This window comes from Gordonia sp. 852002-50816_SCH5313054-c (assembly GCF_001665925.1).
GTDB classification, from domain to species: domain Bacteria; phylum Actinomycetota; class Actinomycetes; order Mycobacteriales; family Mycobacteriaceae; genus Gordonia; species Gordonia jacobaea.
Window position 1 is genome coordinate 1 of sequence record NZ_LZTE01000046.1, and the last position, 20,931, is coordinate 20,931.

A 20,931-nucleotide genomic window follows, 5' to 3' on the forward strand; every position below is an offset into this window, starting at 1 on the left:
GATCCGGATGGGACGCTGACCACCTCGAAGGATCGTAAACGTCGACGCCGCCTGTGGGTGAACCGGCAGAACGCGCAGTTGATGTCGCGGTTGACCGCTGATTTGGATCCGATCGCCCGCGCCCGACTCGACACGGTGTTGGACGCGTGGGCCAAACCCGGCATGAATAACCCGGACGACCCGGAGTCGCCGGTCGGGCCGATCACCATGGCGAATGCCGAACAGGTCGCGGCAGCTGCGCTGCGTGATGAACGCTCACCCGCACAACGCAACCACGACGCCTTCTCCGCACTACTCGGCCAGGTGTTGGAATCCGGCATGCTCGGCAACACCCACCGTGGGTTGCCGATTCAGGTGATCGTCACCACCAGCCTGCAGGAACTCGAAGAGCAGGCAGGGATCGCACAAACCACGTCCGGAACACTCCTCCCGATCGGCGACGTGATCGAGATGGCCGCCTCCACCGGGGCCAGCCAGTATTTGGCGGTGTTCGGTGAGCACACCAGCGTGCCGCTGTATTTGGGTCGGTCGAAGCGGATCGCGTCGCTGGGACAACGGTTGGCCTCATTCGCCTCACCCGGCGGGAAGATGTGTTCGGCACCGGGTTGTAATCAGCCCGCGAGCAGGGTGCAGATGCATCACGCCGCGAAAGACTGGGCCGACGGCGGCTTGACTGACATCGACCAGTTGGTGCCTGCGTGTGATGTGCACAACCGGCGGGTCGGCACGAAGCCCGGCCAGTTCACGACCCGCATGATCACCGAAGGACCTGATACCGGACGTGTTGCGTGGCGGCTCAACGCCAAGCCGGGTATGCCGGAGAATCCCGAACACATCAACCGCATCGCCGACGTCACAGCTGATTTCCGCGACTACCTCACCGCCGAACACACCAGCAACCAAGCCGCAGCACGCACAACAGGCATAGGCACAGACGCGACAGTCACCGAGATCGGCGTGCGAGGCTCGGGTACACCGGACGCCGAGATCGTCGCGGACGCAGTGGGTGCCTGGATGGTGTCGCCGTCCTCGGTGCCGGACTTGCCGAGCAGGCAGGTGACATGTCAGACGCTTACCGGAGTCGAACTCGCGCTGTTGGATGGGATGCCTTCCGCAGATACTCGGCGCCTCGGCAGGCGGGTCGACATCCGATGGAACCTCCCCAGGCCACTCGAACTCGACCCCGACCCGCCCACAGACCCCAACCCATCAACGGGCCCTGCCCCACCAGCCAGCCCCATCGCACCCCACGGCGTCGACCCGCCAGACAGCCTCGGCCCACCGTTGGCCGACGCAGCCTGACCGTCGCGCCAACCAGTACGACGCGCGGACCCGGGCGCAACGTCGAATCTCGTTGTGCCGCAACCCGTCTACACCCCGCCACCACTACGGTGGCGGGGCAGACGTGGTTGGGCAGATGTGATTGGGCGCTGCTCAGAACGGTCGGCCGACATTGGATCTCGGCGGGGGATCTCGGCGGGGCGGCGGGATCGTCAGTTCTGGTCGACGTCGATCGGAAAGGTCGCGAGCAGCGGCATGGGCCAGGGCTGGCGTCGCAAGACATCTGCCCACACGTCGACGGTCGGCGGTGCGAGTAGGTCGCGTGGAAGCGCCGAGGCGAGCAGCCAACTGTCCTGGGCGAGCTCCGCGTCGAGCTGGCCTATCCCCCAACCCGCGTATCCAGCAAAGATGCGCACGCCCTCGAGGACCTCGGCGAGAAGTTCTTGGTCGGCGTCGAGGTCGACGAGTACCACCCGGCCGTCGACCGGACGAAGCCCTTCGATTCCCTCGATGTCGACGCCGTGTTTCGTGACTCCCAGGCACAACGCTGCATCCTGCTTCACCGGACCTCCGATGAACAGCGCCTGCGGCGACGCGGCGAGATCAGTCCACTGCGGAAGGATGTTGTGGACCGCGGTCTGGCTCATCCGGTTGAGGATCACGCCGAGGCTGCCGCCGTCGTTGTGTTCGATGATGTAGATGACCGAGCGCGCGAATGTGGGTTCGGTCAGGTCTGTCGAAGCGAGAAGCAAGGTACCCGCCCGCACGCTGTTGGCCGACTCCATGTCGCGGGCATCAGGCATACCGCCACCCTCGGCTCCGTCGGAGTTCTCGGGTGAGAAATCGTCCGCGTTGTCACCACCCACAGTGATTATCATCGCATGCCTTATGCGTGCAGGTCGGTACTCTTGATTGGTGAGCTCCACTGCGCGCGACGGCCGATCTGTGCGTGGCGCGTGGCGCGATTTTCTCGAGTCGTTACGCAGTTCTCCTGGTCTCGGACGGCTGCTCTCCGTGCGCCTCGCCAGCCAACTGACCGACGGCGTGTTTCAAGCAGCGCTGGTCGGTGGAGTGTTGTTCAATCCCGAACGCCACGCCGATCCGCTCGCCGTCGCAGGTGGCATGGCAGTGCTGCTGCTCCCGTACTCGGTCATCGGTCCTTTCGCCGGAGCGCTCCTCGACCATTGGGACCGTCGAGCTGTCTTGTTGTACGCCAACCTGATTCGCGGTCTGATGATCGCTTTCGTCGCAATCGCCATCGCCACGGGAACCCCCGACACGGTTGTGCTTGTCGGTGCACTCGCAGTGACCGGCGCCAGCCGCTTCGTGGCATCCGGTCTGTCCGCCGGACTCCCCCATGTCGCGTCGCAAGATGTCATCGTCGCGACCAACGCGCTGTTCACGACGCTCGGCGGGTTCATGCTCTCGGTGGGTGCTGTCCTCGCGATGGGGGTGCGCCTGCTCGCCGGATCGGACAACACGGGCAGCGCGATCACGATGATCGCGGCCGTGGTGATGTCCATCCTCGCGGCGTACCTCGCACGTGGATTTCCGCGACTGCAACTCGGTCCCGATCACCCCGACGATCCCGGCCGCTCGGCGGTGCACGCCGTTGCCGTTGGTCTGCAGCACGGCGCGATCGCCGTCGCAGGTTGCAAACCGGTGGCCGCCGCACTCTCGGCGATCGGGGCGCATCGCGTGGTGTTCGGTATCAATACGCTGATGCTGCTGGTTCTCGCGCGCCATTCGGGATCCGGGGATGGCCTCGACCGTGTCGGCGCCGTCGTCGGCTGCACCGCAGCGGGCGCATTGGCTGCGGCATTCATCACGCCGGTCGCTGTGGATCGATTCGGTCGCAAGGCGACGCTGATCACCGCACTGGCAGTCGGAGCCGTCGCGGAACTGTCGCTGCTCTCCTTCTCGTTCGTCGTCTTCTGCATCTCCGCGGTGGTGTTGGGCCTCATCGGCCAGGTTGCCAAGCTGTGCGGCGACGTGTCGATGCAGGTCGACATCGACGACGCCGTGCGTGGCCAGGTGTTCTCGGTCCAGGACGCGGTGTTCAACATCGCCTACGTCGCTGCGATCGCAATCGCCGCCACCACGATTGCGCCCGACGGCCGGACGCCGGCACTCGTCGTGGTTGCCGTGGTGATCTACCTGGTCGGAATCGCCGCCGTGCGGTTCGTGCACCCGGGACGCGACGAGCTGGTCGGCGCGAGCCACCACGCAGCCGAGCACGCCCGCCACGAGCGTGAGCAGGAGAAGCACTCGGACTCTTATCTGCCGAACTCGGGCGCATCGGCACCGAAGGCCGCGTCGGCGATCCCGTCGCCGTCGGAGTCGACGAGCACGGTGTCGAAATCGCCGTCACCGTCGGAATCCACATAGAGCCGACGCTCGGCTCCCGAGCCTCCCGCCCCGGGATCAGCGACCCCGGTATCGACGACCTCGGCGTCGACTCTGCCGTCTCCGTCGAGGTCGAGCCGCTGTGTCGAGGGTTGACGCCCGGCGCGCGGCGTCGGCTCGGGCGCCTTGCCCTGACCTGCGGTGACGCCCTGCCCCACCGCGACATCCCACAGGCCGCGTCCCGAGTCGCGGTACTGGCGCTCGGGTCGGCCGTCGTCGTCGATGTCGAGTGCTGCGACGTCGGCGTGGCCGTCGCCGTCGACATCCCACATGGCGTCGTCGGCACGTCCGTCACCGTCGAAGTCGATGCTGACCGCGTCGAGGGTGCCGTCGGCGTCGAGGTCGAGGTCGGCAGCGCTCGACCAACGGCTCAACGTGCCATCGCCGGGGCCGAACACGTACTCGATCAAGGGATCCACGCGTCATCAGACGTTCAGCGGGGCTGGTTGGTTCCGTTATGGACTCCCCAAGATTCCCCAGGACGCAGCACGGTGCGTTTTGTGAGCACGGTACGTTTTGTTCATGTATGTGAGCGAGCTGGGAGAGCAATTCCACCGCGCTCGTCTCGAGCCGGCGATCACACACCTGGATGCCGCGTCGGCGGGACGTTCGTCGAACGCTGTCATCGGGACAGTGTCGGCGCATCTGTGGCGTGAGGCCGAACGCGGTTCGTACGTCGCAGCAGACGACCGCGCGGAAGAGATCGCCAGGGACAAGCGCGACATCGCCCAACTCCTCGGTCACACCCCTGACGAGCTCACCTACCGCGAGAGTGCCCGTGCCGCACTACGCACGCTGCTGACCTCTTGGAGTCTGCCCATGGCGTCGACGGTCTGGGTTGCCAAGAACGAGTTCGGGCCCAACCTCGTCGAGTTCGAGCGCCGCGGCTACGCCGTCCGGCCGCTTCCCGACGGCGACGTGTACGGCCACGTCGACACGGACGCGCTGGAGAACATGCTGCAATTCGAGCAGCCCGACTTCATCCACATCTGCCACGTCGGCTCGATGTCGGGTGCAGTGCAGCCTGTGGCGCGGATCGTCGAGGTCGCTCATCAGGTGGGCGTGCCCGTCGTCGCCGACATGGCGCAGGCCGTCGGACACGTACCGACGGTCACCGGCGCCGACGTCGTCTACGGCACCAGCCGCAAATGGCTGACCGGCCCCCGGGGCGTCGGATTCCTCGCCGTGCGCCGTGATTCGCTGCGCCCTGTCGAGGTCGACCCGTCGCAGTCGTTCATCGCGGGCATGCTCGGCCTCGGCGTCGCAGTGTCCGAGGTGCTCCAGACCGGTCAGCAGCGGGTCTTCCGCGAACTCGCCACGATCGGCCGCACCACCCGCGAGCGGCTCGACGGGATCGGCAGTTGGCAGGTGCTCGAACCGGTCGACGAACCGTCGGCCATCGTCACCCTTGCCCCACCTCCCGGATTCCAGAACGCCGACGTCCACCAGGCGCGCGACAAACTCTTCGAACTCGGCCTGCTGGTGACCGCCGCCGACTCCTGGCGTGCCCCCCTCGCGGGCGACACGTCGGTCCTCCGAATCAGCCCGCACCTCGACGTCACACGCGAGCAGCTCGACCGCCTCGCCGACGCCCTGCGCACGATGGGTTATTAGCGCGCTTCGCGCGGGGGCTATTAGTGCGCCAATCAGAACCGCTCACACCGCCAGGCACTTGCGTAAAACGTTCAACTTGGTCTGACGACCCACCAGTGTGACCTGCCCCTTTGCCGAGAGCCAATGTGACAGACTGATCCTCGATGTCTGCGAGCCCAGAGAGTAAGAGCGCGGTCGGTCACCTCGCGATCGTCGCCAACCCGACGTCGGGTCACGGCGCCGGACAACGCGTCCTCGGTGCCGCAACAGCCGTGCTGCGCGGCCGGGGCGTCAGCCACGAAGTCCTGACCGCCGACACGCGCGAACAGAGCGCACAGCTCGCCGCCAACGCGGCCGAACGCGGAGCCGACGCGATCGTCGTCGTGGGTGGCGACGGAACCGTTCAGACAGTGCTGCGCGCAGTTCACAGCAATCGGCTGCCGCTGGGAATCATCCCCGCAGGCAGCGGAAACGACGCCGCGCGCATGCTCGACATTCCGCTCGACGACGTCGCACGTGCTGTCGCGATCGTCCTCGACGGCAACACGCGGCGCATCGACCTCGGTCGCGCTTCCTTCTCCGACGGCACCGTCGACCTGTTCTGCACCATCGCCGCGACGGGATTCGACGCGGCCGTCGCCGAACGCGCCCGGGATCTGTCCTGGCCGAGCGGGCGCGCACTCTTCGCCCTGGCCGCGCTGCGACAACTTCCCAAGCTCAATCGACACCACTATCAAGTGCGCGTCGACGACGTCGAGGTCGAGACCGACGCCGCATTCACCGCCATCGCCAACGGCCCGACGTACGGCGCCGGCATGCGGATCGCACCCCACGCCAGCGCCGACGACGGCGTCTTCGACATCGTGATGGGCTCCCACCCCCGGCACCTCCCGCGACTTTCGCTGCTGCGCGGTCTCGCCCAGGTGCTCTACAGCCGCGTCGAGAAGAATCCGCTGTTCAAAGACATGCAGGGTCGCGAGGTGGACCTGTACTGCGACCCGCCTGCCGACGTGTCACTCGACGGCGACATCGTCGGGTCGCTACCCACCGTCTTCGACATCATCCCGGGCGCCATCGACGTGTACGCACCGCACTGAGTGGCAGGCCGTCGGCTAACCCTCTCCGCGCTCGGCCCACCACTCGCGAAGCGCCGCGACGGCCTCCTCGTGCGACAGCGGGCCGCGGTCGAGGCGCAATTCCTTCAGATACCGCCACGCCTGTCCGACGACCGGTCCGGCAGGGATCTGCAGGATCTCCATGATCGCGTTGCCGTCGAGGTCGGGGCGCACCCGTTCGAGGTCCTCCGCGGCTGCCAGCGCGGTGATCCGTTCTTCGAGGCTGTCGTAGTTCTCCTGCAGCCGCCGAGCCCGGCGCTTGTTACGGGTGGTGCAGTCGGCGCGCACAAGCTTGTTGAGTCGATCGAGCAGCGGACCGGCGTCGGTGACGTAGCGTCGGACAGCCGAATCGGTCCACCGACCCTCTCCGTAGCCGTGAAACCGCAGGTGCAGGAACACCAGGGTCGCCACGTCTTCGACGACGGCCTTCGGATACTTCAAGGCGCGCATACGCTTTCGCACCATCTTCGCGCCGACCACCTCGTGGTGGTGGAAGCTCACGCCGCCGTCGGGCTCGTGTCGTCGGGTCGCGGGTTTGCCGATGTCGTGCAGCAGCGCGGCCCAGCGCAGGATGAGGTCGGGGTCGCCCCGTTCGAGGTCGATCGCCTGCTGCAAGACGGTCAACGAGTGCTGATAGACGTCCTTGTGCTGGTGATGTTCGTCGATGGTGAGCTGCATGCCCGGTATCTCGGGGAGCACGCGATCGGCGAGTCCGGTCTCGACCAGAACATCGATCGCCTCGATGGGATGCTCGCCGAGGATGAGTTTGTCGAGTTCGGCCCGCACTCGCTCAGCGGTGATGCGGTTGATCTCGTCGGCCATCGCGGTGATCGCGTCGAACACGCGCGGCGCGAGCCGGAACCCGAGCTGCGAGACGAACCGCACCGCGCGAAGCATGCGCAGTGGATCGTCGTTGAACGACTCCTGAGGCGTCGCAGGGGTATCGATGATTCCGGCGAGGAGGGCTGTCATTCCGTCGAGCGGGTCGTGGAACTCCGCTGGCCCGGTCGGGCCGATCGCGACGGCCATGGCGTTCATCGTGAAATCGCGGCGCACGAGGTCGGCTTCGAGTGAATCGCCGAAGGTGACCTCTGGATTTCGCCCGACGCGGTCGTACTGGTCGGCGCGGAACGTCGTGATCTCGATCATCACGTCGCCCTTGCGTGCCGAGATCGTGCCGAACTCGATGCCGGTGTCCCAGATCGCGTCGACCCATCCGGTGAGCAGGCGGGTGATCTCGTCGGGGCGGGCGTCGGTGGTGAAATCGAGGTCGTTGCCGAGGCGCCCGAGCACCGCGTCTCGCACCGAACCGCCTACCAGGTACAACTCGTGATCAGCCGTCGCAAAGCGCTCACCGAGCGGCGCCAGAACGTCGGAAAGCCCCTGGAGGGTGACCGCGGCGGCCGCGAGAAGCCTGGTGCGGCGCTCGATGCGTGCGTTCGATGCGGTCGGGTCGGTCACGGCACGCCAGCCTACCGTCGTGGGCACCGCAGAAACATCCCGGCACCCGCGCCGAACCCCCTTCTGAGCGGTTCCGTTCGCGCGCACCCACGGCACTGGGCAAACGGCAGGTGACCAGCGGCTAGCATCGAGTCTGTGTCCACCGAGTCCCCGACCAACCGCGCAGACGTCTCAGGCGACGTCTCGTCGGCTGGTCACGGCGGTATTTCAGGTGGAAATTCAGGAGCGACGACCGGCAACGCCGCGGGTACATCGACTGGTTCCGGCGGGAAACCGGTGGGCAACTCGGGCGTTGGTTCGGCTGGCAAACCAGGCCCGTCGCGCCGCTCGCGCAGGGGTCGTCGACGACGCCGCGCACAGGACAACCGGCGCGCCGATACCGCTGGGACCGACCATCGCGCCGGTGCCGACCCTGCCCTGAACAGCAAGAACAACCTGAACAGCAAGAACAACGACAAGCAGCGAGACCGACAGCGCAAACGCGCGCCGTCGCCGGCGGATGTCGCACGCGCGACTTCCCGCTCGCACCGCGTCGAAGCAGGCATGGCCGACGCCGAACCCGCCGACCGTGACGCCGAAACGTCGATCGAGGGTGCGCATGCGAAGGTGACGCCGCCCAAGCCGTCGGACATCGCGGTCGTCAGCGCGAAGATCACCAAGACCGGCCTGACCCACGCGTCGAACGGGCCCAAACCGGGCCAGAACCGCAACCGACGCCGCGCCACCCGCACGGGCGATCGCAGCGCCAACAGCCCCGACCGGCTGCAGACCGTGCGCGAGACCTCCGCGGGCGGGCTGGTCATCTCCGACCTCGAGCTCCCCGTCGACGAACTGTCAGCGGCGCTCATCGGCCGCGTCGACAGGCGCGGCAGGTTGATGTGGTCGCTCCCGAAGGGGCACATCGAGACCGGCGAGACCGCGGAACAGACCGCGATCCGCGAGGTCGCGGAGGAGACCGGTATTCAGGGCACGGTGGTCGCACCCCTCGGCAAGATCGACTACTGGTTTGTCAGCGAGGGCAAACGCATCCACAAAACGGTGCATCACTATCTGCTGCGGAGCGTCGGTGGAGAGCTTTCCGACGCCGATTACGAGGTCAGCGAGGTCGCGTGGGTGCCGTTGCACGAGTTGCCACGCAAGCTCACGTACTCTGACGAGCGGCGATTGGCCCGGATGGCGCGCGGCGTGATCGCCGATCTGGCCGCCGACCCCGCACGGTTGGCCCAATCCGAGGCCGAGAGCAGCCGCACCGAACCGAACGCATATGAGAAAGCCGCAGCCGCACGTAATCAGCGACGCAACGACGTCGGGCATCGCTCGGAGGTCAAGCGCCGCACGGACAGTCAGCCCCAGGCGCGGCCGCGTCGACGGCGCAGGCGTCCTCGGCGACCTGCGTCCGGGGATGCGTGACGTCCTGCGCATCGGTAGTTCTCGGCGCCTGAGCGCCTCTTTCGTCACGCGTGCGCGCGTTCTTCTCGCTGTTGTCGGCGTGGTGATCGTCGCGGCGTTGTGTGCTGCTCCGGCCGCAGCGGTACCCACCACCGGCACCTCGGGCGCGACGACGTCACCGTCCGACGACCAGCGGTTTGCCTCCGTGGTCATCGACACACTCACGCCGTCGATGGTGACCACGACGTCGGGACCGGACGTCACCGTCGAGGGCCACGTACGGAACACCAGTTCGCGCACGATCAAAGATCTGAGCATCCGCCTCGAACGCGGCGACGCCGTCCGCGACGCCGCGGGTCTGCGCAGCAGTCTTGCCGTCGCGCATCCTCCGATCGCCGTCGCCGGAGCGTTCCGCAATCTCACCGACGAACTCGCTCCCGGCGCCGAGGTCTCGTTCCGAATCAACATGTCACTCTCGGGTGAATCGGGCATGCAGATATCGCGGCCCGGTGTGTACCCGCTGCAGGTCAACGTCAACGGCGTCCCCGACTACGGGTCGATGGCCCAGGTCGCAGGCTCTCGGACGCTGCTCCCGGTTCTCTCGCTGCCGCCGGACAAAGGTCGGGCCGCACAATTCGACTCGTCGGAATTCGATTCGACGCCGGGCAGCACCGACAGCACGTCCACCAGCGGAAACGATGGCCTAGGCGCCGACGGCGCGGTGTCGGCCGACATCTCCGACCCCGCACGCATCACGATGCTCTGGCCGCTCGCGGCTCCCCCCCAACTCGCGCCCGGGGGTCTCGGTGGCGGCACCCAACCGGTCCGCCTGATCAGCGACGACATGGCCCGCTCACTGCGCGACGGCGGTCGCCTGCACGAACTCCTCGAGTCCGCACGCAACGTCGTCGGCACCGCCGCGAACGATTCGGCCGGGGGTGCCGGCACCCCCGGCGACTCCGGCAGCGCCTCGAACCCACCAGCGAGTGGTTCCGGTTCGGCGACCTCCGGGTCTGACACGTCATCCGGTTCCGCGACGTCTGATTCTCAAACGTCGGGTTCTGGGACGCCCGGTTCGGCAAACCCAGGCTCGGGAACATCGACGGCCCCGACCCAGCAGACCGCCTCCGACCTGCAACGAAGCATGTGCCTCGCCGTCGACCCAGACCTTTTGGTGACCGTTCGCGCGATGTCGCTGGGCTATGAGGTGTCCAGCAACCCCGCCGACCCGACGTCGCGCACCACACCCGGCACCGGTAGCGACGCCGCCACGCAGTGGCTGGCAGACCTTCGTGGTGTGGCGGCACGGACGTGTGTGGTCGCGCTGCCGTTCAGTCAGACAGATCTGACCTCGCTGGCGCGTATCGAGCGCTCGGGACTGACCGCCGCCGCGCTTGACGCACCCGCAGACGTCGTCGACGCAATTCTCGGGGTGCGCAGTGTGCGGGGCCTGACGATTCCCGCGCTCGGCGCGGTCGATCAGGCGGGCAGCAAGCTGCTGCGCGATACGGGACACGGCAAGGTGCTCGCATCGGCGTCGTCGGTGGATCCGACCGGGAATCCGAACGCCGCGGGCCTCTACAACGTCGGCGGACTGCTCACCCAGACCTACGACTCGTCGGTCAGCGCCGCAATGGGTGCGGTGGGCACGGCCCCCCTGGTTTCCGCACTCACTCCGCCGAGCCAGCAGTTCGACCTCGACGCCGAGTCTCCGGTCAGCAGGCGCCAAGCCGCCGTGGCGGCACTGGCTTTCCGCTCGATCGCGACTCCCGGGTCCAGCACGAGCGGAGAACTGAACACCAGCACTCCCGTCACGAATACCGCCGGACGCGCGGACGTCGTGATGCCCCCGACCTACTGGTCGGCCACCTCCGACGACGCGAGCGCACTGTTCTCGACCGCCACTGTTCTCTTCGGCTCGCGCGCAGCTACGCCGGCCCCGCTCGACGACCTGGTCAACAGGATCGGCGGAGCCGCAGCACCCGCACGGCTCGTCGAACCCCCGGGTATCGGCCCTGTCTCACAGATCGGACCAGCGCTCACCGACCGCACCGTCGACTCGATCCGGTCGGCAGCCGACGAATCGTGGCGCCTGCAGGGTGCGCTGGTCGATTCGGCCGACGTCGACGCCAGTCCCGAGCGTTACGTCTCCCAGTTGCGTGAGGATCTGCTCCGCTCGATCCGATCGCCCGACGAGAACAACACCGCAACACGGACCCGCCTTGGGCGAGAACGTCAGCAGCGTGTCGATGCGGTGCACTCGACGCTCCGCCGAATGCACGGATCGGTCACCATCCTTGACCCCGGCGGCCGATATACCCTCGCCTCGGAGCGAAGTCCGCTGCTGCTCGTCGTACGCAACGACCTCGCGCTTCCCATCAGGGTCCGCATCACCACGACCGCGCCGAAGGATCTCGAGATCGGCGACGTCGGGGTCGTCGAGATCCCGGCACGCGGCACCCGACAGATCCAGTTGCCGACCCACGCGCAGTCATCCGAGGCGATGACGGTGACGATCGGGATGTCGACGGTAACCGGTGTCACACTCGGCACCCCGATCAAACTGTCGGTGTACTCGAACGCGTACGGAAAACCGCTGTTCATCGTCACGATTTGCGCAGCGGTCGCGTTGATCTTGCTCACGGCACGCCGCCTGTGGCGCCGGTTCCGCGGCAGGCCCGACCCCGCTGACCAGGACCGTCCCGAGCCCGACGAGCTGGAACGGATGCTCGCGGCGAGCACGTACCAGCAGCGGCGCCGTACCCTCCAACAGGAGGAAGCACTCGTCGAGACCGATCAGTTCGACGGGATCGCGCGCGACGACGCTGAGCCACCTAGGGCCAAGGACGACACAGCACTAGACAGCAGCAGAGCGGTCGACAGTGGCAGAGCGGTCGACAGCAGTAGAGCAAAGGACAGTGGCACGGACAGGACAGGCGCATGAGCGATCGAGGACAACGCGGCGATCAGCCACGGCGATCCGCGCCAGAGTCACCGCGGCGAGCCGCGTCGGAGCCACAGAGGCGAGCCGAATCAGAGGCACAGCAGCCAGGTGCACAAGACTCACTGCGGCCGGCCCCGTCAGAACAACAGAAGCGATCCGCGCCCGAACAACAGCGCCGTGCCGCGCCGCGTCGCGTACCGCCGACTGATGCGACGACGCAGCGCGGGCCGGGTGCCTCGGGCCCCCGCGACCCCGGTATGCGTGACCCCGGCGTCGGACCGGCACCGCTGAACGGGCCGGTCGGTGCTCGCCCACCGCTGTCGGGGCGAGCAGCTCCCCGTGTGATCCCTCCGGCACGCCCGGACGCCCCACGTTCGACGACTCGCGATCCGCGCCCGTCCCGTGATCTGCCTCCCCACCGCGACGGCCAGCACGAACGCCCCCGCACCGACCGTGCCCAGCAGCCGCCGAGTGCACGGCGGCCACCGACCGATCAACCACCGACTGACCAACCGCCGCGCGGTAACCAACCTCGACGTGCCGCCCAGCCTCCGCGCGCTGCCCAGCCTCCCCGCGCGGGACGTCCGCTGCGCGAGACCCGACCTTCGGCGAGCGCGCGCCGGCCCGAACCGTCGAAGTCACAGACGTCGAACGCCCAGGGCCGGCCCGCGCCGACTCCCGCAGCGCGGGCCGCTGCGCTGGCGTCCACCGCGACCCAGGCGCGCGAGGCCGATACTTCTAAACCCAACACCCCAGACGCCGACACCCCAGACACCGACGACTCGTCGTCGACCGGTCTCGCGCGCGACTCCGACGCGAGCATCGTCAAGACGTCCGGGTCGATCGCGCTCGCCACGCTGACCAGCCGCATCACCGGGTTCATCCGAACCGTGCTGGTGCTTGCGATGCTCGGTCCCGCGATCGCGTCCGCGTTCCAGGCGGCGTACGTGCTGCCGAATATGATCGCCGAGGTCGTCCTCGGTGCCGTGCTGACCGCGATCGTGATCCCGACGCTCGTCCGCGCGGAAGCCGAGGACCCCGACGGTGGTCGAGGCTTCATCAACCGCATCTTCACCCTTGCGCTGTGCATGCTCGGCGCTGCGACGGTCATCGCCCTCGTGGCTGCCCCCCTGCTCACCTACCTCAACGTCGGCGACGGCGACGTCAACAGGCCGCTGACCACAGCGCTCGCCTATCTGCTGCTGCCGGAGATCCTGTTCTACGGGTTGTCGGCGCTGTTCATCGCCATCCTGAACATGAAGGGCCTGTTCAAACCGGGTGCGTGGGCTCCGGTGCTGAACAACGTCGTCCAGATCGCGACGCTCGTCCTGTACGCGCTGATGCCCGGGGAGATCACCCTCAATCCGGTCAAGATGTCCGAGCCCAAGCTGCTGGTCCTGGGTATCGGCACCACGCTCGGCGTCGTTCTGCAGGCGTGCATTCTGATCCCGTGGCTGCGTCGCGCGGGGGTGCAGCTGAAGCTGCAGTGGGGCATCGACGCGCGGTTGCGCGCCTTCGGGCGCCAGGCGGTTGCGATCGTCGGCTACGTCGCGATCCTGCAGGTCGGACTCGTCATCACCTACCGCATCGCCTCACACGCCGACTCGTCGGGCATCTCGGTGTATGCGACGCACTGGCAGCTTCTGCAGCTCCCGTACGGCGTGCTCGGCGTGACGATCCTGACCGCGATCATGCCGCGCCTGTCGCGCAACGCTGCCGCCGACAACCGCGACGCCGTCGTCGACGATCTCTCCCTCGCCTCCCGCCTGACGATGGTCGCTCTGGTCCCGACGGTCGCGTTCATGACGTTCTTCGGACCGGCAATCGGTATCGCGATCTTCAACTTCGGCAAGTTCGACGCCTCGATCTCCTCACAGCTCGGCTCCGTGCTCGCCTGGGGCGCGTTCACGCTCATCCCCTACGCCATCACGCTTGTCCAGCTCCGCGTGTTCTACGCCGCGCAGGACGCGTGGACTCCGACCTGGATCGCGCTCGGCATCACCGTCGTCAAGATCGCGTCGTCGTATCTGGGTCCGGTGCTCTTCTCCGATCCGCACATGGTGATCCGTTGGCTGTCGCTGTCGAATGGTCTCGGCTATCTCGCGGGCGCGATCGTCGGACACTTCCTCCTTCGTAAGCGCCTCGCCTACCGACGCCTCGAGGGGGTTGCGCGCACGACGATCGTGACGCTGATCGTGTCGCTCGGCGTCGCCGCGATCGTGTGGGTCGTCGCCGAGTTGTCGGGTCTCCACTATCTGGGCACGGCAGAGGGCAAGCTCGGTTCGCTGGCATATCTGCTGATCACCGCGGTCGTGGTGCTCGGTGTGACCTACGCGGGGCTGTCGGCGGCAGGACTGCCCGACGTCGTGGCGATCGGTAATTCGGTGCGCCGCTTGCTCGGTCGGTTCATCCCCGCTCTCGCGCCGCCCGCCGGTCAGGTCACGGAATCGTCGCCGACCATCACGGTTCAGTTTCCGCGGGTCACTGCCGATGAATCGCTCCCGTACTCTGGTCAGGTACAAGTGGTCCGGCGATTCGACCGTGGTACCGCGACCTGGCAGTCGTATGCGGTGCTCAGCGGTGGTGCCGCCGGTGGTCGGGGTCTCGAAGTCGGCTCACCAACGCGTGAACCACGAGATATTCGGTATCGCAGGAAAGGAGTCCGACGCGTGACTGACAGCGGCTTGACTGATAGCGGCTTGAGTGGCAGCGAGGTCGAGACCACCCCCCAGTCCGAGACGTCCTCCGATACGACGAGTGAGCAGGCCAAGACCAATGAGTCGCGCTCATCCTCAAAGACCGGCGGACCGACCCCCGATCCCGACCGTCCCGAGGCCCTCGGCACGCCCGTGCGCCGCGGACCGCGCCTCATCCCCGGCGCGGCAGTGGCCGGCGGTCGTTACCGCCTCCTCGACACCCACGGCGGCACCCGTGGCCTCCAGTTCTGGCGCGCACAGGACATCAACCTCGACCGCGAGGTCGGCCTGACCTTCGTCGACGCCGAGCAGCTCGCCCCGCCGCCCGAGCGCGGAGATCAGCCGAGCGCAAGCGATTCCGGCCCCCAGGGCGTTCTCACCCGCACTCTGCGGCTGGGCCAGATCAGCTCCGCGGGCGTCGCACGCGTTCTCGACGTCGTGCGTGGATCGTCGGGTGGCATCGTCGTCACCGAATGGGTCCCCGGTTCGTCGTTGGCCGACGTCGCACGGTCGGGTCCCTCCCCCATCGGCGCCGCCCGTGCCGTCCGCGCGCTTGCGGCCGCCGCCGAAGCCGCACACCGTTCCGGCGGCGCGCTCTCCATCGACCATCCCGACCGGATTCGGATCAGCACCGACGGCAATGCCGTACTCGCTTTCCCGGGAACCCTAGCGGGCGACGACAAGTCGTCGGATGTCCGCGGACTCGGCGCCGTGCTGTACGCGCTACTGCTCGCACGGTGGCCTCTCGACGGCGAGACCGGACACCACCTCGTCACCACCGCCGACACGACGACGCCCGTCGGCGGACTGCCCATCGCCTCCCCCGGACCCGACGGTGAACCAATCGATCCGCGAGAGGTCAAGTCCGACATACCTTTCGAGATCTCAGCGGTCGCCTCGCGCGCACTCGACGGCGCACGCGGTATCCGCACTGCGGGCACCGTCCAGCATGTCCTCGACCAGGCAACCGTCCTCGACCTCCCGACCGACATGCTGCCCGCCATCAACGACGACGAGGCGCCGGTACGGATCGGCACCCACGAACCGTCGGCGGCCGCGGCCGCTCGTAAGCGCAACGTCGGGTTGCTCGCGGGCGCGGCGCTCCTCGCGCTGTTTGTTGTCATCGCGCTGATCGTTTGGGCCACAGGCATTTTCGGTGGCGACGAGGGCGACACCAACATCAACTCGATCCTCCCGACGACCTCGGCACCTGCCACACCCGGCAACCCGGCGCCCCCGCCCGCTGCGGGCACGGCGATCCCGCTCAATGCCGTCTCGATCGTCGACTTCTCCGCTCAGCCGCCGGACAATTCCGTCAATCTGCAGAACGTGATCAGCGGTGTCGCTCCGCCGTGGCGCAGCGACAGTTACCGCGGCTCAGCGGCTTTCGGTGGACTCAAGAACGGCATGGGCCTCATGTTCGACCTCGGCAGTGAGCAGAACGTCAAGGCCGTGACCATCAAGACGCCGACGCCCGGCTTCAACGTCGAGATCCGCACCGCACCGTCGGCAACGCCGACCGCCGCGCAGACCTCGACGCTGGCAACCGGCACGGTCGATCAGCCGAGCACGACGCTGACGGTCGAGAATCCGCAGGGCAGTCGCTACGTGATGGTCTGGCTCACCTCGCTGCCGAGCACAGGCAACGGCAGCTACCAGGTACAGATCGGCCAGGTCACGATGGCGCGCTGACGCGCCCGTCACCGCTTTCGACTGCTTCGGTCCCAGTGGCGCCGGCTCCGGCGACGCTTGCGGGTGCCCACCCGGGTGGACCGAACACGTAACCCAGGCGGGCACGCCAGCTTGCCGCTCCGCGGACGTCGCGCGCGATGCTCGCGTACTCGTGTGTTTGAAGCTTCACGATGTTGTACGTGCCGACCGACTTGGTGAGTCCGTATGTGGGACGGTGTGTTTCGGGCGAGAACGAGCCAAACAGCCTGTCCCAGATGATCAGCGTGCCTGCGTAGTTGCGGTCGAGATACTCCGGATCACTCCCGTGATGCACCCGGTGATGCGACGGCGTGTTGAAGACGAATTCGAAAGGGCGCCACATCTTGTCGATGCGCTCGGTGTGAATCCAGAACTGGTACACCAGGTTCAGCGAGTACGCGGCGAACACCAACGCGGGCGGCACACCGAGGAGGGGGAGTGGCAGCCACATCACTAGCGCCGCACTGATATTCCACTTTTGCCGCAGCGCCGTCGCGAAGTTGAAATACTCGCTCGAATGGTGCGCTTGGTGCGTCGCCCACACGAGCCGCACCCGATGCGACACCCGGTGCGACCAGTAGAACAAGAAGTCGACGCCGAGGAACGCGATAAGCCACGTGTACCAGGCGGTGGCCGGAAGATGCCACGGCGCGAGGTAGGTGAAGATCGCCGTGTACACGAGCAGCCCAAGCAGTTTCCACGCCGCGCTCGTGGCAATCGACACCACACCCATCGACAGACTCGCACGGGCATCGCGCTTCTCGTAGGCACCCTTCGGCGCGCGGCCCTCGTCGTCGGATTCCTCGAGCTTGTAGGCCGCGAACCACTCGATGGCCAGCATCGTCACGAAGAACGGGATCGCGAGGACCGTCGGCTCCCGCATCGGGTCGGGGAGTAGTTCGAGCATCGTGAGCGTCACCTCCGGTCCGCTATCTGACACGGCTATGTGTCAGATTTATGTTGACACAGTATCGTCTCAGATGGGGCGTGTCCATGCCGCCAGGCCAACGAGACAGACAGGCCGACCAGACAGGAAAGGATTCCGTGACACTCGAGACCTCCCAGCCCGGACCTTCGGGGCGGTTGTACGCCGGAACGGGGCCCGAGCAACGTCAGGCGCGGCGTCGAGCAGCTTTTGTCGACGCCGGACTGAACCTGTTCGGCCGCGAAGGCTTTCGTCACGTGTCGGTCAAGCGGCTCTGCGACGAGGCCGGCCTCACCCAGCGCTATTTCTACGAGTCCTTCTCCGACCGAAATGCGTTGCTGGCAGCCGTGTACGAACACTGCGTCGACATCTGCCGCGCGGCCGTAGGGGAGAGCCTCCTGCAGGTCCCGGACGTCACCAGCGGCCCCGCGACCAGCGACGACGCACCGGCTGAGCAGCGCCTCGCACAACTCACCCGCGTCGCCCTCGACGCCCTGCTCGAACGCCTCACCGGCGACCGACGGATGGCGCGCGTGATCCTCGTCGAGGTGGTCGGAGTCGACGCCTCTCTCGAGCGACTGCGGATGGACGCGATTCACGGGTGGGCCGAACTGGCCATGCACATCGCATTCGACGACGAGCAGCCGCCGGAGCGGTTCCGGCTCGCCGCGGTCGGGTTGATCGGTGCTCTCACGCAGCTCCTCGTCGACTGGTACATCGCGACCGACGCCGGAACACCGGCCGCCGACGTCTCCGACATCCGGGACGTCTGTGTTGAGATGTTCATCGCGACGTATCAGCGCCTGGCCTGACACACGACCTACCCTGGAAATCGGTCTACCGCCGCACAACCGACATCACCGGACGAAAGGTACCCGAACCATGTCCACAGCCGAGCTGACCGACCAGGTCGTCGAATTCCTCTCCACCGGAACACGAACCGGCAAGATCGCCTGGGTGTCGAAGGACGGCCGAGCGTTGGTCACGCCGATCTGGTTCATCGTCGAAGATGGCGCGCTGGTGTTCAACACCGGTCTGGATACGTCGAAAGGTCGCGCGCTGCAACGTGATTCGAGGGCAACCATCGTCGTCGACGACGAGAAGCCGCCGTTCTCGTTCGTGCAGGTCCAGGGCACCGTCGCCTTCGACGACGACCCCACCGACCTACTGCGCACAGCCTCGGCAATCGCCGAACGGTACATGGGTCCCGACCTCGCCGAGCAGTACGGCAAACGCAATGCCGTACCCGGCGAAGCGCTCGTGCGACTGACGCCGACGAAGGTCATCGCCGCATTCGACATCGCCGACTGAGCTGCTCACCGAGTACTCCGCCGAAATGTCGCGACCCCGCACGCACTACCCGTCGCGGTGCAGTCGCGGCTCGAGTTGCTGCGTCTTCTCGTCCGTCCAGCCGGGCGGCTGCAGGATGCGTGCCCAGGCATAGGGGATAGCCGACTGATAGTTGTGGCCGTGGCCGTCGGGAACATTGACCGACACCGCCATGTCGGCCGAGACCTGGAGGAAGGTGACGAACGGAATCCAGTGCGTCGCGCTGATGACGTCCCTGCCGCGCTGTTCCTTGAGCCAATCCGGTTCGCGCAGAATGAGTTGCGGCGACCACCAGGCGATGGGGTCGGACGCGTGCTGCAGATAGACCATGCGCGAGTAGTCCCACGGTGCGTCGGGCCGGTCGAGATCTTTCTCGTCGGCGATGAAGCGCACCTGCCTGCCGTTGTTGTAGATCGGCAGCCACTGCGGTGATCCCTTGTCGCGGCCCGCGGTGGCATCGTTCCAGAGCGTGTTGCTGAACGTCGGCCCGGAGAGCAGCGCGCCGTCGGTCCGCGCGGTGACGGTCGGGACCGTACCGAAAGCCGCTTCGGCGCCGAAGGATCCGAGACTTTCGCCGAAGACGACGAGCTTCGGACGCTCCGCTTCGGGAAGCTCGCGCACCTTGGCGTCGACCGCCTCGAACAGTGACGCACCCGCCTGGCGGGCTCGCTCCTTGTCGACGATGAACGAAATCCAGCTCGGCAGATACGAATACTGCATCGCCACGGTGGCGACGTCGCCGTTGTACATGTATTCGAGCGAGTCGATGGTCGCCTTGTTGAGCCAACCGGATCCGGTCGTCGACCCGATCGCGATCACCTTGCGCTTCAAGCCACCCGCGCGCACGAGTTCGTCGGCAGCCAACTGCGCGTTGGCGCGCAGATTGTCGCCGGAACCCAGTCCGACGAACGCTCGGATCGGTTCCATCGCCGGTTGCTGGTTGAACTCCGACAGCTTCGCGATGTCCGGTCCGTTGGAGACGATCACACGACCCTCACGCCCGAGCGACTCCCACGTCACCAGCGACCCGGGGCCGCCCGATCGGAGCCCGGACGTCGGGGGAGCGGTGTTCGGCCGGACCTCGTCGTTGGCGGAGGCGAATGTGCTGTTGAGCGCCTTCATCGAGTACTTCGCGACAACACCGTTGAGGATGAATACGGTCACCAGCGCGACCACGAGGAGTCCCGCGACCGCGGCAACGCGTGGCGGAGCGATCTTTCTGAGCTGTCGCACAAGCCATGTCACGAGACTCGCCCATGCTTGCCCGATCACCATCAACAGCACGAAGACGAGCACGGCGAAGATCGCGATGATCGGATACGCCGTCCAGGTGAGGTTCTCGACACCCATCAGATTGCGAATCTCGGTCTGCCACCGCGAATACCAGTACAGCATCACGACCGTGCCGATGATCGCGATCAAACCCAACGCAATCCAATAGTTTCGCTTCGGCGACGGCCAGCGCTCCGAGCGAGACAGCATGTACCGCACCAGCCAGGCGATGAACACACCGACGCAATAGCCGACTGCCGCAGCGCCACCCGACACGACGCCCTGGAACAACGGGCCGCGCGGCAGCAATGAGGGCGTCGTCGACAACCAGAGGAAGACCGTCCCGAACATGAGCCCGGCGAAACTGATGCGATGCGCATAGGCCAGCGCCGCGTGCCGCAGCTTCGACGACCAGCTCGACGACGACCTGCCGTGCTCGTCTTCGGCGTCGGGCTTGCTGTCTTGGTCCGCCTTGCTGTCTTGGCCCGCCTTGTTCTCGACGGCGGGCTTGGTGTCGGCTGCCGCTTTGCTGTCGACAGTGCTGGGCTCGGCGAGTTGGCCGTCACCGTCGGGTGTAGGACCCGAGGTACTGGTCTTCGACGACGCATCGTGCTCGGAGCCGGTCGCTGGCTTGTCTGGCACCTGGGCACCCTTCGTGGTCATCGGACATCGATGTGACTCGTGAATCCTAAACCTGTGCGACGCTACCGTGGTGAGCCGCAACGACAATGTCGGCTCTTCGAAGTTAGCCGGGCACTGCTCAGCAGTGGAATTGCTGGTTGTTGGCCCGCTGGGCGCGGGTGCAGTGGA

General features: G+C 66.8%; 14 protein-coding genes. 9 read left to right on the top strand and 5 right to left on the bottom strand.

The window, feature by feature from the left end; genetic code table 11:
* On the top strand, window positions 1–1,302 hold a 1,302-nt coding region (locus tag A5788_RS11150), incomplete at its 5' end, for an HNH endonuclease signature motif containing protein (protein ID WP_156525503.1).
* A gap of 191 nt (window positions 1,303–1,493) precedes the next feature.
* Here A5788_RS11150 and A5788_RS11155 read toward each other — a convergent pair.
* Complete coding sequence (locus A5788_RS11155) at window positions 1,494–2,159, bottom strand: YqgE/AlgH family protein (RefSeq protein ID WP_064868024.1); 666 nt, start codon at window positions 2,157–2,159, stop codon at window positions 1,494–1,496.
* A 37-nt stretch (window positions 2,160–2,196) separates the two neighbouring features.
* Here A5788_RS11155 and A5788_RS11160 point away from each other — a divergent pair, with 37 nt between their 5' ends.
* Entirely contained in the window at window positions 2,197–3,669 is a 1,473-nt protein-coding gene (locus A5788_RS11160) for an MFS transporter (RefSeq protein ID WP_442902863.1), read from the top strand.
* On the opposite strand, the gene A5788_RS23540 is transcribed toward A5788_RS11160, so the two are convergent.
* Window positions 3,558–4,106, bottom strand: a complete 549-nt coding sequence (locus A5788_RS23540; protein WP_064868021.1) for a hypothetical protein — start codon at window positions 4,104–4,106, stop codon at window positions 3,558–3,560. The genes A5788_RS11160 and A5788_RS23540 overlap by 112 nt on opposite strands.
* Window positions 4,107–4,209: 103 nt before the next feature.
* On the opposite strand from A5788_RS23540, the gene A5788_RS11170 reads away from it, so the two are divergent.
* Together A5788_RS11170 and A5788_RS11175 are read left to right on the top strand one after the other, a co-directional pair.
* Window positions 4,210–5,301 (top strand): aminotransferase class V-fold PLP-dependent enzyme, encoded by a 1,092-nt coding sequence (locus A5788_RS11170; protein WP_049699212.1) that lies wholly within the window; start codon window positions 4,210–4,212, stop codon window positions 5,299–5,301.
* Window positions 5,302–5,444: 143 nt separating this feature from the next.
* Window positions 5,445–6,377 (top strand): diacylglycerol/lipid kinase family protein, encoded by a 933-nt coding sequence (locus A5788_RS11175; RefSeq protein ID WP_064868018.1) that lies wholly within the window; start codon window positions 5,445–5,447, stop codon window positions 6,375–6,377.
* 15 nt (window positions 6,378–6,392) lie between these two features.
* Here the strand turns inward: A5788_RS11175 and A5788_RS11180 are convergent, their stop codons facing one another.
* Window positions 6,393–7,856 carry a CCA tRNA nucleotidyltransferase gene (locus A5788_RS11180; protein WP_064868016.1) on the bottom strand — a complete coding sequence of 488 codons (1,464 nt, stop codon included), beginning with the start codon at window positions 7,854–7,856 and terminating at the stop codon, window positions 6,393–6,395.
* Between the two features lie 135 nt (window positions 7,857–7,991).
* Here A5788_RS11180 and A5788_RS11185 point away from each other — a divergent pair, with 135 nt between their 5' ends.
* The 3 genes from A5788_RS11185 to A5788_RS11195 all read left to right on the top strand — a co-directional run bounded on the left by A5788_RS11185 (window position 7,992) and on the right by A5788_RS11195 (window position 16,577).
* A complete protein-coding gene (locus A5788_RS11185; protein WP_082938097.1) occupies window positions 7,992–9,266 on the top strand; it encodes an NUDIX hydrolase in 1,275 nt (424 codons plus the stop codon).
* Complete coding sequence (locus A5788_RS11190) at window positions 9,259–12,189, top strand: DUF6049 family protein (RefSeq protein ID WP_064868013.1); 2,931 nt, start codon at window positions 9,259–9,261, stop codon at window positions 12,187–12,189. Before A5788_RS11185 ends, A5788_RS11190 begins: the two co-directional genes overlap by 8 nt.
* A 257-nt stretch (window positions 12,190–12,446) precedes the next feature.
* Window positions 12,447–16,577, top strand: coding sequence for a murein biosynthesis integral membrane protein MurJ (locus A5788_RS11195; protein WP_231894308.1), 4,131 nt, complete (start codon window positions 12,447–12,449; stop codon window positions 16,575–16,577).
* Here the strand turns inward: A5788_RS11195 and A5788_RS11200 are convergent.
* Window positions 16,561–17,502, bottom strand: coding sequence for a sterol desaturase family protein (locus A5788_RS11200; protein ID WP_049699457.1), 942 nt, complete (start codon window positions 17,500–17,502; stop codon window positions 16,561–16,563). The genes A5788_RS11195 and A5788_RS11200 overlap by 17 nt on opposite strands.
* A gap of 137 nt (window positions 17,503–17,639) precedes the next feature.
* Between A5788_RS11200 and A5788_RS11205 the strand changes: the two genes are divergently transcribed.
* Together A5788_RS11205 and A5788_RS11210 are read left to right on the top strand one after the other, a co-directional pair.
* Window positions 17,640–18,332, top strand: a complete 693-nt coding sequence (locus tag A5788_RS11205; RefSeq protein WP_049699456.1) for a TetR/AcrR family transcriptional regulator — start codon at window positions 17,640–17,642, stop codon at window positions 18,330–18,332.
* A gap of 70 nt (window positions 18,333–18,402) precedes the next feature.
* Window positions 18,403–18,831 carry a PPOX class F420-dependent oxidoreductase gene (locus A5788_RS11210; RefSeq protein WP_049699206.1) on the top strand — a complete coding sequence of 143 codons (429 nt, stop codon included), beginning with the start codon at window positions 18,403–18,405 and terminating at the stop codon, window positions 18,829–18,831.
* Window positions 18,832–18,876: 45 nt separating this feature from the next.
* Here the strand turns inward: A5788_RS11210 and A5788_RS11215 are convergent, their stop codons facing one another.
* Complete coding sequence (locus tag A5788_RS11215; RefSeq protein ID WP_049699455.1) at window positions 18,877–20,763, bottom strand: alpha/beta hydrolase; 1,887 nt, start codon at window positions 20,761–20,763, stop codon at window positions 18,877–18,879.
* Between the last annotated feature and the right edge of the window lie 168 nt (window positions 20,764–20,931).

What these genes read in the sequence shown, in the direction of transcription:
- A5788_RS11210 (WP_049699206.1), top strand. Translation starts at nt 18,403, where the DNA reads ATGTCCACAGCCGAGCTGACCGACCAGGTCGTCGAATTCCTCTCCACC.
- A5788_RS11170 (WP_049699212.1), top strand. Translation starts at nt 4,210, where the DNA reads ATGTATGTGAGCGAGCTGGGAGAGCAATTCCACCGCGCTCGTCTCGAG.
- A5788_RS11155 (WP_064868024.1), bottom strand. Translation starts at nt 2,159, where the DNA reads ATGATAATCACTGTGGGTGGTGACAACGCGGACGATTTCTCACCCGAG.
- A5788_RS11190 (WP_064868013.1), top strand. Translation starts at nt 9,259, where the DNA reads ATGCGTGACGTCCTGCGCATCGGTAGTTCTCGGCGCCTGAGCGCCTCT.
- A5788_RS11175 (WP_064868018.1), top strand. Translation starts at nt 5,445, where the DNA reads ATGTCTGCGAGCCCAGAGAGTAAGAGCGCGGTCGGTCACCTCGCGATC.
- A5788_RS11200 (WP_049699457.1), bottom strand. Translation starts at nt 17,502, where the DNA reads ATGCTCGAACTACTCCCCGACCCGATGCGGGAGCCGACGGTCCTCGCG.
- A5788_RS11195 (WP_231894308.1), top strand. Translation starts at nt 12,447, where the DNA reads ATGCGTGACCCCGGCGTCGGACCGGCACCGCTGAACGGGCCGGTCGGT.